Genomic DNA, 12,018 nt, shown 5'->3' on the forward strand with positions numbered 1-12,018 from the left:
GCAAACGGAGGTTGAACTGATGGCAATGAATTTAAACGCTGTTCCTACTCATGATATGACCCGCGCTGAATGGTTAGAAGAACGTACGAAAGGAATCGGAGGCAGTGATGTTGGGATTATCCTTGGATTAAATAAATATCGTACTCCATTCGAATTATGGCTTGAAAAAACAGGACAAGTTGAGCCGGTAGAAATTGATAACGAAGCAATCTATTGGGGTAACGAAATGGAGAATGTAGTAGCAAAAGAATTTGAAAAACGTACTGGAAAAAAAGTAAGAAGGTCAAACTTTATGTTTACACATCCTGAAATTCCATATGCAAAGGCAAACGTCGATCGTTTTGTTGTTGGAGAATCATCTGTTTTGGAATGTAAGACAGCCTCAGCATATCTTGCAAAAGATTGGGCAGAAGATGAGGTTCCTGATACTTACCTGGTCCAAGTTCAACATTATCTAGGGGTTACCGGTAAAGAGAAAGGGTATATTGCTGTCCTTATCGGAGGTAACCGATTCGTCTGGAAAGAGATTGAACGGGATGACGAACTGATTGACATGATTTTCAAAGCTGTTAAACACTTTTGGGAATTTCATGTACAGCAAGGAAACCCTCCTGAATTGGATGGATCCAGTGCAGCAGAAAAATTCCTGAAAGAAAAATATGATCGTGCTGAAAAAGAAAAACAGATCATTCTTCCAGCAGAATATAAAGACTTAATAGATCAATACAGACAACTAAAAGCTGATGAAAAGCTAGTTACAACAGCAAAGAAAGAAATTGAAAACAAAATTAAAGATACCCTAAAGGATGCTGAAACAGGTACAGTCGGAGATTATATTGTTTCTTGGAAAAACCAATCTCGGACAAGCGTTGATTCTAAGGCTCTTAAAGCGAAGTTTCCTGATATCCATAAAGAAGTATTAAAACAATCGTCCTTTAGAAAATTTGATGTAAAGGAGGCTAATTAATGGCTACGAATAGCACATTAAAAAATCAATTAGCCAATAAGCAGGAAACCTCTGCACAGCAAGTTTCTGCTAATTCTCTTGGATTGAAATCATTATTAAATACACCAACGATGCAAAAGAAATTTGACCAGGTATTAGAAAAGAAAGCGCCACAGTTCATGGCTTCCTTATTGAATCTATACAACGGTGATCCAAGTCTCCAAGCAGCTGAACCAATGTCCATTGTTTCAAGTGCCATGGTAGCAGCAAGTTTAGATTTACCGATTGATAAGAACTTAGGGTATGCCTGGATTGTTCCTTTCTACGATAAGAATAAAGGTCATAAGGCTGCACAATTTCAACTTGGATATAAAGGTTACATTCAATTAGCCCTTCGCACAGGTCAATATAAAGCGATTAATGTCATCGAGGTAAGAGAAGGAGAACTAAAAAAGTGGAATCGCCTAACAGAAGAGTTAGAGCTCGATTTGGAAGGTACGAGCAGTGATAAAGTGATTGGTTATTGTGGTTATTTCCGATTAGTAAACGGTTTTGAAAAGACCGTCTACTGGACGAAAGATGAAGTGGAAGCTCATAGGATTAAACATAACAAGATGAAGGATAAAAAGGCTTTAAACAATGTCTGGAAGTCTGATTATGATGCAATGGCAATGAAAACAGTCCTTAGAAACATGTTAGGGAAATGGGGTATCCTCTCCATCGAAATGCAAAAGGCCATTTCGGAAGATGAAAGAGAAGTTAAAGACATTACAGATGATGCAAGTGAGGAAGAACCAGAAAAAATTATTGATGTTGAATATACAGAAACTGATCCGGAACCTAAAAAGAAAAAAGATAAAGAGTCAGCACAAGATGTAATGGATATGAGTTTTGATTAATAACAACGTTCCTTATCGTGTCTTACTCCCAAAAAGATTGTGGAGTGAGGCACGGGATAAAGAACATTTAAAAAGGCTTGTACTAGAGTATATGCAGCGTTATCCGAATTATGTCGTGAAAGGTGTTAAAAACGGCATGGCAATTTGTGAAAGGGAGGAAATAAAACAATGAAAGCAACTGGAATCGTTAGAAGAATAGATGACTTAGGACGTGTTGTTATCCCTAAAGAAATTAGAAGGGCTAAAGGAATTGAAGACGGAGATCCATTAGAAATTTTTGTTGATAATAACGGGGCTATTCTTCTTCGTCACTTCAAACCAAGTACGGAAAGAAATAATGTTCTTGAATGGCTTGATAACGCCTTGGCAGAAGCTAAAAATGACAAAGACAGGGAATCAATCATACAAGCCATCTCATTTGTTAGAAAGGGCTAAGAAAATGAAAGAGAGGTGAGGCTGGATGGCTGATGTACAACCGGAAAAAGGCTACATACGAATAGCGACAGAGCTAATGAATGAAATCATCAGGAGAGATTTTTCGAAGAGACAATTAGCCATCCTTCACTTCATCATTCGCCTGTCGTATGGATGCCATAGAAAAGATTGTATTGTAAAAAGATTTAACTTTTTTGAATTAGCTGGATTAAATAAATCGGATGTCAAAAAAGAATTGAAATTTTTACGAGAATGCAGAGTCGTAAATTGGGACGAAAACACCATGACTTTTTCCTTGAATAAGGACTATGAAAAATGGCAGATAAATCCTTCTAAGGGGTTCGAAAAGGAAAAATTTGATCAATTAATTCATGAAAATCTCAAACAAAAAGTTGGTGAAATACCAACTAAATCAAGTGAAAAAGTTAGTAAAACACCAACTGATTTAGAAAGCCTAGTTGGTAAAACACTAACTAATTTAGGCATAAAAGTTGGTAAAACACTAACTACGAAGTTGGTAAAACACCAACTCGAACTGCACGGAAACGATTGGGAGAGTAAGGACGAAGAGGTCCTTAAAGATAGTATTAAAGATATTTATTTAAAGATAAAAGATCATGATGATAAGGATGATAAGATGCAGCAAAATTATTTTACCGAATATGAAAAGGCGTTTGGTTATCCTCCTGCTTTATTAATCTCAGATTTTGAACACTGGATTGACAGTGAGGAAAGTCAATTTACTGAACCAGAAGAAATAATCATCGAAGTTGTTCATAGAGCCAAAAAGCAAATACCTAGAAATCCTGCAAAATACGTCTCTGGAATTCTGAAAAGATTACATGACATGGAGCTCTATTCTTTGGATGCTGTGAAAGCCTATAACAAAAAGTTTGACGAAAAAATGAGTGGAGGTGCGAAGGATGGAGCGAAGGTTCACCAGTATCGCTCAGGTTATGGACGATCTACAGAAAAAAGCAATGATGACTCCATCACAGGCGGTCAAGTCGGATGGATCGGAAAACAAAAATCAATATGACTGTCAGAAGTGTAAAGACAAAGGTTTTATTCTTACCAACCTTCCTGATTTTGATGACGATGGTGAACAAAGAACTTGGCCAAATGGAACACCTAAGTTTTTAGAAACCTTACTAGACTGCGAATGCTCAAAAAAGCGCCAATCATCACACTTGATGAAATTCAGCGAGATTACAGACGATTTCAAAAAAATGACGTTCACTAATTTTTCTTTGGAAGGAAAACACGAAATGATTCATGGTGCTTACCAGTGCGCGGTGAATTACTTCAAAGACTTCGACCAGATTAATTCTAGCCGCCACAATAGTATCAGCTTACTAGGGCAACCAGGAACGGGAAAAACACATTTACTAACAGCTCTAGCAAATAACCTGATTTACAAAAAACAAATTAGCGTTCTTTATTTTCCTTTCGTAGAAGGATTTAACGACTTGAAAGATGACTTTAATTTACTCGAAGAAAAGCTTACGAAGATGAAACGAGTACAGATACTATTCATCGATGATCTGTTTAAAGGTCGAGAGACACCTACTCAATTTCAACTGGAGCAGACTTTTGGAGTCATCAATTATCGATACCTTAATCATAAACCGATAATGATTTCCTCTGAAAAAACGGTAGATGAACTTTGTGACATTGACGAGGCTTTAGGAACAAGGATTTACCAAATGTCTAGAGACTACACAGTGGTTCTCAAGGGAGATAGAAAAATACTTAATCATAGATTGGCAGGGATGGCGAGTGTGTAACATTTGCAACGGAACACATGTAGCAAAGAGCATGAACGGGTTCACTATCGAATTTGTACCTTGTCCAGATTGCGGTCCAATGGATCCAAAAGTCAAAGCAGAGAAAAATAGACTTTTTGAAGAACGGTTAGCAGCAGCGGAAATGAAGTTTGAAGTTAAGAGTGCTTAATAACTTTATGACGTTATTAACTCAAATAGCGTAGTAAGGGAGTGAGTTTGTTGGAGAAGGTAAGCGAAGAAGTCTTAGAACTCGCTAGAAAAATTCGTAGTGAAGACAATTTGTACATTTGGGAAACAACTATAAAAGAAGCTGAACGAATTTTAGAGAACAGAAAAAAGATGAAAGCAGTTAATAGTTATTACACTAAACAATACTGAACAATTCGACTCTATAAAGCGAAGAAAGGAGTGTACTCATGCCAGCAGAAATCGTTGAAAACCGTATTGATTTTCTTATCAACAAACTAATCGATTACGGCTATCACAAGCATCCTGACGGACGAGATTTATACGAGCTGTCGTTATTCGAACTAGAAAGCATTTATATCAATCTACGGATCCAAAATGCTAGAAAGCAACCAATCTATCAAGCACCAGGAATCTACTACATCATGCCGATTGCGGGCAAACCAAAAAAGAGGTGTGGATGTGGGCGTTCTGTACAAAACAGTTAAGAATACTCAAGCAATCCAGAAACAAAGCATGATAAGTGATCTAATGGCTAGAGGAATTACGGAAACGCAAGACGGAAAAAGCATTCTTGATCTTGACTACTACGAATTGCGTCACGAACTGGTACTTGCGGAGATTAGGAAAACGGATATTGAAAGCCCAGAGAACAAGTGGTTTTAGGAGGTGCAGCATTGATTAAGTTCACAGTTTACGGAACACCAGTAGCACAAGGAAGACCAAGATTTAGTTCTCAAGGAGGATTTACTAGAGCATATGACCCTAAGAAGTCTAAGGACTTCAAGGAATATGTGAAGTTAGTTGCAGCAGAAAATAGACCAAATAAACTTCTTGAAGGACCTTTAGCAATGAAAATAGCAGTCTATAAACCTAGTTTGAAAAGCTTCAGCAAAAAGAAAGTTCTTGCTGCTGAAAAAGGTGAACTAAGACCACTTACTAAGCCAGATGTAGACAACTACGCAAAAGGGATTAAAGATGCTCTTAAATCAGTTATCTGGAAAGATGACAGCCAGGTAGTGGAGCTAACAATAAGTAAATGGTATAGCGAAAACCCGCGCATTGAAGTAATAATCCAACCAATTTAGGAGGTAATCACATTGACACAAATCGTAGATTTAAACGAATTCGCAGATGGTGCAGTAGCAGAACGTTTTAACTTGGAATTACAGAAAGTCTTAGAGAACTTTGCGGATTTAAACACTGATCCAACTGCTAAAAGAAAAATTAATTTAGTCATTACTTTAGCAGGGGATGAAGCAAGAGACGTTATCCTAGCTAACGTTCAGGCTAAAACTTCTCTTGCTCCAGCCAAGAAGCTCGAAGCCAAAATTATTATGGACCTTGATGATAAAGGAAAAGTAACTGGTAAAGAACTTAAATCGGGAGTGAAAGGCCAAACCCGAGTTGATCTTGAAACAGGAGAAATTCAAGAGGATACAGGATCTAGAATTTATAGCTTTAGACAACCAAAGGAGGATGTTAAGTAATGATTAAAGAGGCGATTCAATACATTGTTGGTTTAGGAAACACACGCATTGAGAAAGTTGGAGATCAGGTTTACTCAACACAACCAATTCACAAAGTGAGCATACCTACACCTAATACGATTCAGGTAAGAAGCCTTTCAGGTTTAGTAGAATACTTACAATCAGGATTCGACGGAGAGGAACAGTTAATGATCCATGTTGAATCACCAACTGATGTTTCAGTGTTCAGCTCTTTCAACCGTGATTTTAATCGAAAAGCATTGATTGAAGCAAAAGCCATGATACCTGGGTACTCTTTTGAACGCTGGTACGATGCTGAAGAATTTAATATCAAATTACAATCTGTATTCGTAAAGAATGAAGATCGTGACATCATGCTGAAAGTGGTTGGAAATATCAAAGAAGAAGATGTTCGAACTGTTGGTGACAATGGAGTTAGTCAATCTGTAACTGCAAAAGTAGGAGTTGCAACTGTTGGACAGGTAGAGGTTCCAAATCCAGTAGCACTTAAACCATATCGGACCTTCGTTGAAGTAGATCAACCAGAAAGTGACTTTATCTTCCGTATGCAAAACGGTCCACGATGTGCACTGTTTGAAGCTGATGGTGGAGCTTGGAAAGTACAAGCTATGAGGAACATTAAGGACTATTTACAATTCGCTCTTCAAGAAGAGTTTAATGCCGGAAAACTAGTGATCATCGCATAATGGCACAAGTCATCATAGCTGATGATCGAGCAGAATGGATGAAAAAAGAAGATAGAGTGGCAGCGTGTATGCGCTGCTCTTTCTTCAAAAACTGCCAGACAAGGTGTGGAACGGATTGTAAACATTTTGGAGGGAATGTGATACCCAAGATTAGGAGGAAGAGTAATGGATTTAGAAAAGCTGTTTCAGACTCAAAAAGTTTTAAGAGATAAAATCAATTACAACGAATCGGATAGACTAAATAAATTGGTGTTAGCATTGCTAGTAGAATTAGGCGAATGTGCAAATGAATGGCGAGGGTTTAAGTTTTGGAGTAAGGACCAAATGCCAAGGATTTTCGTTCCGATCCACAAATGGATTGAAGGATTAAAAAGAGTTGTCGGTCATACAAATCCACTCTTAGAAGAATATGTGGACGGATTACATTTTGTATTGGAATTGGGATTGGAATGGGGATTTCAAGATAAAAAGCCTTTTCTTGTTCATATTGGAAAAACAGAAGAAATGTTTTTGAGAGTTTATAAATGCGCACTTTTATTAAAACAATGTGGTACTGGAAGATATCATAAAGAATTTTACTTTGGTGAGTTATTGAGTAATTACCTTGGTCTAGGTAAAGCCCTTGGCTTCACATGGGAAGAAGTAGAAGAAGCCTACATGAATAAGAATGCCATTAATCATAAGAGACAAGATTCGGGTGTGTACTGATGAAAACCATAGAAAAATCACAAACCATTAAACACTGTCCGAATTGTGAAATAGTCGGAGAAGTAGTAAAAAATTCTCGTGGATATTTAACCATGATATGTCCATCATGTGAGGCAAAGTGGAGAACGGATTCGGAATTGTGCGGTCGTTGTCATAAGCCCAATGGATTTGCAGTGCCAGGTCTTTGTTCCAAGTGTTATGCGGATCATTTGGAGTTTAAATGGTAGAAGTTATCTATAACATTTTGGGTTTAGTTATATTGTTTTATATAACTTGGTTATTTTACTACGCTATTAAAAATGAATTGTTATTAGATACTATCGGAGCATTTGTTTTTATTGCATTTGGAATGATCGTTTTTAGATTATTGATTTGAAAGGCTGATTGTAATGAGTAAAGTCACGGTTTGGTACATGACCGAGGAAGAACGCCTCGCCTACATCGAAAAACATCCAATTAGGCCTACAAAAAAGCCTAAACGAATAGATGAAGCTGACTTTCACAAAAAAGATTTTACCTGGCGTGGAGAAAAAGGTGCGGAAGCCAGATGGGGAAATCGAGACTCAATTTAAAGGAGGGGTCTTGATGAAGACAGATACAGAGAAAATGACGGCAGAAATTGATTTGATGAGCAATTGCATCTACGTCGTAAAAGATGGGCATGTAACCAAGATTGAAGCTCCTCAAACAGGATATGGTGAATATACTGCTGTTTGGAAAGATGGGAAAGTACTGGACATAATCAAACAGGAAAGAGTGAGAATTAAATGAATAGTACTCAAGAAGAAACTTTGAACGAAATAGTTCAACGAATCCGCCAAGCGATACATGAACTTGCTAAATTTCTTGCTCCTTTTGTTAAAAAAATTATAGAAGTTTGGAATGCCATTAAAGATTACAAGATCAAACATATTGAGTATCGAGAGAGCGTAAGAGCAGTTAGATCGACATGGCATTCCCAAAAAGACACCCGAAAACCTAGTCAGTATCTTCAAAATAAGCCAAGATTCATTGTTAGAAAGATAATTAGATAAATAGCCTTACTGAAGAACAGAGGGCACTGAATGAACGCATTAGCGTTTGTTTGGTGTTCTTTTTTTATTTGATAAAGGGGCGTGAGAATGTGAATTATCTGTGGATAGCTTATTTCATAATTGGATTGATATTATGTCTCATTCAGGAAGAACCAGAAGAAGTGGATGAGGACGAAGGCGTTACTTATGCTTTCATTTTGTTCTTATTGATCTTGATTATTTTATGGCCTGTTGTACTTATTTGGCAAGGTATAAAGGGGATGAAGTCATGAGGGATTTTAAAGAGCAATTGAAACAATGGAAACAGCAACATAGAGAAGTTAAACGATATGGTCGTAAAAAGCCACAGAAGCGCCGAGATGAAGTTTTAACAGATGCAGATATTAGGAGTCTCATGGGGATGAACAAAGCCACGTATCGAAGAGGAAAAGGCGGAGCATATAGACAAAAACAATAGGAGTTGATTCCATGACAGTTCAAATGACGAAGTGGCAAATTGAAGAATGGATCCATGACTATAACTTTATGTTAAGAGAAATCTCACGTCTTTCACGTATTCTTAACAGGGTCTCATTTGGAGGTAATAGTTTAGTGGCGCAATATGGAATAGATGCGGCAATGCCAAAAGGGAGTTCTGGCATTAGTGAAGCTGAAAAGAAACAAATTGAATACCAGGAGAAAAGATTAAAAAAATATCAAGAAACTATATCATTTCTTGAGTTAGTTCACGGTTTTTTTGAAACAGAAAAATACAGAGTGGTCTATGAATGTATGTTGGACGGGATGAGTTATAGGGCTATCGCTAAACACCTTGGGGTTTCAAGAGATACTGTTAGAGAAATGAAAGAAGAAATTTTAAGTATAATCGTCCAAAAAGGCCAAAAAGACCACATTCCGCAATTGTTGAAAAAAGAAAAATCCGTGGTGTAAAATGGAAGGCAGGACGGGGAGTCGAATATCTCTCCGGTATAGAACGGAATTATGTAATGAGCGCTTGCTTTGGCAGGCGTTTTTATTATGAAAATTAAGATATTGTTAATATTATGTAAAATAGTGGGAATTAGCCTTTTCTGTGTCGAAAGAACTAGTAAAAGGAGATGATCACTATGAGTAGTACAGAAAAATGTGATGTATGTTTAACGAATGAATCAGTAATTGAAGGATTATGTATTTATTGCTTAAAACGTATGGAACCAGTAAAAGAAAACCTTAATATTCTCATGATCTATATGAATACAATGACAGAAATGATGATTGAAGCTGGAGTTATTGATCTTTATGAGTTTAAACAACGGTTTCAACGTAAATTGGAGCATGATAAAAGTATTAATCAATAGCAGGAAATTATCTCCTTTTTGGCGAAGTAAGTCGAAAAGGGGGTGAAAAATACATGGGAAGAAATAGTGGATTCGATGATTTGGGTAAACAACTCAAAAAAATGGAGAGGAACATTAAAGACTACGAAAACGGAAAAGAAGTAGGTTTTAACGAACTCTTTAATGAGTCATTCATGAGAAAATATACTGACTTCGGTAATATTGATAATTTCTTTGAAGAAAGTCCTTTTACTGTTGAGACAAATGAGGATCTAGAAAACATTGACGATTCAAAATTAGATGCATATGTTTCACAAACAACTCGTTTTTCTACTTGGGAAGCAATGCTGAATGAAGCAGGAAAAATTCATCTAACAAAGAAACTTGGATTTTAGTTTACGGTAAAGAAGCATCCTTCGGGGGTGCTTTTTCTTATGTCCAAAACAATACTCGGGGGTGGCGGTGAATGTAAATGCCTAACTGGAATGAAATAAGAAATGAATATGAATCAAGTAAGATAACTTTAAAAGCATTAGCAGAGAAATATGATGTGAAAATAGGGACTCTAAAAAGCCGAAAGAGTCGTGAAGGTTGGTCGAGGGATCCAACGAAAAAGGATGCAACCAAAAGTAAGGTTGCAACCCCTAAAAAGAAAGTTTCAACTAAGAAGAAACAACAAAATAGAAGTGGTAATCCAAATCCTTCTCATAAGTTTCCGAATCACAACAGCTTTCGAACAAAACATGGTCTTTACAGTAAGTTTTTACATGCAGAGCAAGTTGAAATCATGCAAGCCATGGAAGATTTAAATATTGCTGATCAATTGTGGTTCCAGATTGAAGTAAAGTTTTCAGCTATAGTCCGTATGCAGAAGATTATGTGGGTTGAAGATGCTCACGATCATCTAAAAGAAGAAAGTGGAAGTAGTTGGGGAGAAGGCGGTGGCGGCGAGTCATTTAAAGTCTCATTCGCTTATGAACGTTATGAATCTTATATTAAGGCTCAAGCTCGTGCTATGGCTGAATATAGGAATTTAACAAAGCAATTCTTAGAATTAGCCCACGAAGATGATGAACGTCGATTGAAGCTAGAGCAAATGCGCTTAAATATCGAGAAAACGAAAGCTGAAATAAAAGACGAGGTTTCTACAGGAAGTCGTGTTGTGATTGTCAATGACAAAGAAGCAATGAGGAAGGCGTTAGAAAATGACAGCAAAAATGATTAAAGTTATGGATTTAATGAATGTCAATTTCTATTCGCTATGGCTTGCTGAAGCTTCTCACATTGTAGCAAAAGGCGGACGTTCTTCTATGAAGTCATCCGTTATATCTTTGAAGCTCGTTACAGATTTTTTAGAAGATGACCAGGGGAATGTTGTTTGTTTAAGGAAAGTTGGTAAATATCTCTCTACTTCGATTTACGAGCAAATTAAATGGGCCATATATATGCTTGGTGTTGAGGGTGAGTTTTATTTCGGGAAATCACCTTTAATTATTCGTCATAAGCCAACAGGAACAGCATTTTACTTTTATGGCGTTGATGATCCTATGAAAATTAAGTCAGCCAAGATTGCAAAAGGATATGTTATGGCATTGTGGTATGAGGAAGCAGCAGAATTTGCAGGTGTAGAAGATATAGACATTGTCGAGGACACTTTTATTCGTCAAGAGATTGAAGGGAAAGAGGTTAAAGTATATTTCTCTTATAATCCGCCTAGAAACCCTTATTCATGGATTAATGAATGGCTAGATACTAAAGTGGGTGACGAGGACTATTTTGTCCATCACTCTAGTTATTTAGATGACAAAAAAGGCTTCCTATCGGATCAAATGATTAGGAAGATCGAGAAGTATAAAGAAAATGATATAGATTATTGGCGCTGGATGTATAACGGCGAGGTTATCGGTTTAGGTGATATGGTTTATAACGTTAACCATATTCGTGAAATAGAAGAGTTGCCAGAAGATGACGACATTATTCTTATTGATACCGCTTCTGATACAGGTCATCAAGTATCCGCTACTACCCATCTAGCATTAGCTCTTACGAAAAAACAGAATGTGATTTTGTTAGATACTTACTATTACAGTCCAGAAAACAAAGCGAATAAGAAAGCTCCTAGCGAACTATCGAAAGAATTACATGAATGGTGTGAAAGTGTAAAGAGCGAATACAAAAAGAATTTTGATGTACAAACAATTGACTCTGCCGAGGGTGCTTTACGAAATCAGTATTTTAAAGACTACGGTGTTCGCCTTCATCCAGTAGCAAAGAAAAAGAAAATAGATATGATTGACAACGTCCAAGACTTATTTGCGCAGGGGCGTTTTTTCGTGTTGAAAACCAAAAGCAATGAGATATTTTTAACCGAACATAAGAAATATCAATGGGATGCCGATACTCTTCAAAGTGATGATCCGAAAATAATTAAGGTAGATGACCATACTTGTGACGCTTTTCAATACTATGTGAATGACAACCTAAGGAAATTGAATCTGAAGTATTAGGAG

Annotated in this window: 22 protein-coding genes and 1 pseudogene; all 23 read left to right on the forward strand. The window is 36.9% G+C overall.

The features are described from left to right. Positions 1 to 25 precede the first annotated feature (25 nt). The 23 genes and pseudogenes from JOC86_RS11435 to JOC86_RS11545 all read left to right on the forward strand — a co-directional run bounded on the left by JOC86_RS11435 (position 26) and on the right by JOC86_RS11545 (position 12,015). Positions 26 to 967: a YqaJ viral recombinase family nuclease gene (locus tag JOC86_RS11435; protein WP_205173501.1), complete on the forward strand. Its 942-nt coding sequence runs from the start codon at positions 26 to 28 to the stop codon at positions 965 to 967. Further along, positions 967 to 1,845: a recombinase RecT gene (locus JOC86_RS11440; RefSeq protein WP_205172510.1), complete on the forward strand. Its 879-nt coding sequence runs from the start codon at positions 967 to 969 to the stop codon at positions 1,843 to 1,845. The genes JOC86_RS11435 and JOC86_RS11440 overlap by 1 nt, the downstream gene beginning before the upstream one ends. A gap of 168 nt (positions 1,846 to 2,013) precedes the next feature. Next, a pseudogene (locus tag JOC86_RS24685) lies at positions 2,014 to 2,140 on the forward strand (AbrB/MazE/SpoVT family DNA-binding domain-containing protein); the annotation flags it as partial. A 165-nt stretch (positions 2,141 to 2,305) separates the two neighbouring features. After that, positions 2,306 to 3,319: a replication protein gene (locus tag JOC86_RS11450; RefSeq protein WP_205172528.1), complete on the forward strand. Its 1,014-nt coding sequence runs from the start codon at positions 2,306 to 2,308 to the stop codon at positions 3,317 to 3,319. Beyond that, complete coding sequence (locus JOC86_RS11455; protein WP_419096053.1) at positions 3,237 to 4,067, forward strand: ATP-binding protein; 831 nt, start codon at positions 3,237 to 3,239, stop codon at positions 4,065 to 4,067. The genes JOC86_RS11450 and JOC86_RS11455 overlap by 83 nt, the downstream gene beginning before the upstream one ends. Further along, positions 4,060 to 4,236, forward strand: coding sequence for a hypothetical protein (locus tag JOC86_RS11460; RefSeq protein WP_205172532.1), 177 nt, complete (start codon positions 4,060 to 4,062; stop codon positions 4,234 to 4,236). Before JOC86_RS11455 ends, JOC86_RS11460 begins: the two co-directional genes overlap by 8 nt. Before the next feature lie 50 nt (positions 4,237 to 4,286). Beyond that, positions 4,287 to 4,445, forward strand: coding sequence for a hypothetical protein (locus tag JOC86_RS11465; RefSeq protein WP_205172534.1), 159 nt, complete (start codon positions 4,287 to 4,289; stop codon positions 4,443 to 4,445). 38 nt (positions 4,446 to 4,483) lie between these two features. Next, positions 4,484 to 4,741 (forward strand): Fur-regulated basic protein FbpA, encoded by a 258-nt coding sequence (locus JOC86_RS11470; protein WP_205172536.1) that lies wholly within the window; start codon positions 4,484 to 4,486, stop codon positions 4,739 to 4,741. After that, positions 4,716 to 4,919, forward strand: coding sequence for a hypothetical protein (locus JOC86_RS11475; RefSeq protein ID WP_205172537.1), 204 nt, complete (start codon positions 4,716 to 4,718; stop codon positions 4,917 to 4,919). The genes JOC86_RS11470 and JOC86_RS11475 overlap by 26 nt, the downstream gene beginning before the upstream one ends. An 11-nt stretch (positions 4,920 to 4,930) precedes the next feature. Next, on the forward strand, positions 4,931 to 5,341 hold the full coding sequence (locus JOC86_RS11480; RefSeq protein ID WP_205172539.1) for a RusA family crossover junction endodeoxyribonuclease: 411 nt from the start codon (positions 4,931 to 4,933) through the stop codon (positions 5,339 to 5,341). Between the two features lie 12 nt (positions 5,342 to 5,353). Beyond that, positions 5,354 to 5,743, forward strand: coding sequence for a replication terminator protein (locus JOC86_RS11485; protein WP_205172541.1), 390 nt, complete (start codon positions 5,354 to 5,356; stop codon positions 5,741 to 5,743). Next, positions 5,743 to 6,450 carry a hypothetical protein gene (locus tag JOC86_RS11490; RefSeq protein ID WP_205172542.1) on the forward strand — a complete coding sequence of 236 codons (708 nt, stop codon included), beginning with the start codon at positions 5,743 to 5,745 and terminating at the stop codon, positions 6,448 to 6,450. The genes JOC86_RS11485 and JOC86_RS11490 overlap by 1 nt, the downstream gene beginning before the upstream one ends. Before the next feature lie 165 nt (positions 6,451 to 6,615). Then, positions 6,616 to 7,158, forward strand: a complete 543-nt coding sequence (locus JOC86_RS11495) for a dUTP diphosphatase (protein WP_205172546.1) — start codon at positions 6,616 to 6,618, stop codon at positions 7,156 to 7,158. Positions 7,159 to 7,547: 389 nt separating this feature from the next. After that, positions 7,548 to 7,730: a hypothetical protein gene (locus tag JOC86_RS11500; RefSeq protein WP_205172549.1), complete on the forward strand. Its 183-nt coding sequence runs from the start codon at positions 7,548 to 7,550 to the stop codon at positions 7,728 to 7,730. Between the two features lie 13 nt (positions 7,731 to 7,743). Next, positions 7,744 to 7,929: a DUF3954 domain-containing protein gene (locus JOC86_RS11505; protein ID WP_205172552.1), complete on the forward strand. Its 186-nt coding sequence runs from the start codon at positions 7,744 to 7,746 to the stop codon at positions 7,927 to 7,929. Beyond that, positions 7,926 to 8,192, forward strand: a complete 267-nt coding sequence (locus tag JOC86_RS11510) for a hypothetical protein (RefSeq protein ID WP_205172555.1) — start codon at positions 7,926 to 7,928, stop codon at positions 8,190 to 8,192. Before JOC86_RS11505 ends, JOC86_RS11510 begins: the two co-directional genes overlap by 4 nt. Positions 8,193 to 8,281: 89 nt before the next feature. Beyond that, positions 8,282 to 8,464, forward strand: a complete 183-nt coding sequence (locus JOC86_RS11515) for a hypothetical protein (protein WP_205172558.1) — start codon at positions 8,282 to 8,284, stop codon at positions 8,462 to 8,464. Continuing rightward, entirely contained in the window at positions 8,461 to 8,649 is a 189-nt protein-coding gene (locus JOC86_RS11520; RefSeq protein ID WP_205172561.1) for a hypothetical protein, read from the forward strand. The genes JOC86_RS11515 and JOC86_RS11520 overlap by 4 nt, the downstream gene beginning before the upstream one ends. Positions 8,650 to 8,660: 11 nt before the next feature. Further along, positions 8,661 to 9,122 carry a helix-turn-helix domain-containing protein gene (locus tag JOC86_RS11525; RefSeq protein WP_205172563.1) on the forward strand — a complete coding sequence of 154 codons (462 nt, stop codon included), beginning with the start codon at positions 8,661 to 8,663 and terminating at the stop codon, positions 9,120 to 9,122. A 176-nt stretch (positions 9,123 to 9,298) separates the two neighbouring features. Further along, on the forward strand, positions 9,299 to 9,529 hold the full coding sequence (locus JOC86_RS11530; protein WP_205172566.1) for a hypothetical protein: 231 nt from the start codon (positions 9,299 to 9,301) through the stop codon (positions 9,527 to 9,529). A gap of 53 nt (positions 9,530 to 9,582) precedes the next feature. Further along, entirely contained in the window at positions 9,583 to 9,903 is a 321-nt protein-coding gene (locus JOC86_RS11535; protein WP_205172569.1) for a hypothetical protein, read from the forward strand. A 77-nt stretch (positions 9,904 to 9,980) separates the two neighbouring features. After that, entirely contained in the window at positions 9,981 to 10,733 is a 753-nt protein-coding gene (terS, locus tag JOC86_RS11540; protein ID WP_205172572.1) for a phage terminase small subunit, read from the forward strand. Continuing rightward, entirely contained in the window at positions 10,714 to 12,015 is a 1,302-nt protein-coding gene (locus JOC86_RS11545) for a PBSX family phage terminase large subunit (RefSeq protein WP_205172581.1), read from the forward strand. Before terS ends, JOC86_RS11545 begins: the two co-directional genes overlap by 20 nt. Positions 12,016 to 12,018: the final 3 nt, after the last annotated feature.

The organism is Rossellomorea pakistanensis, from assembly GCF_016908495.1.
In the GTDB taxonomy this organism is placed as follows: Bacteria; Bacillota; Bacilli; order Bacillales; family Bacillaceae_B; genus Rossellomorea; species Rossellomorea pakistanensis.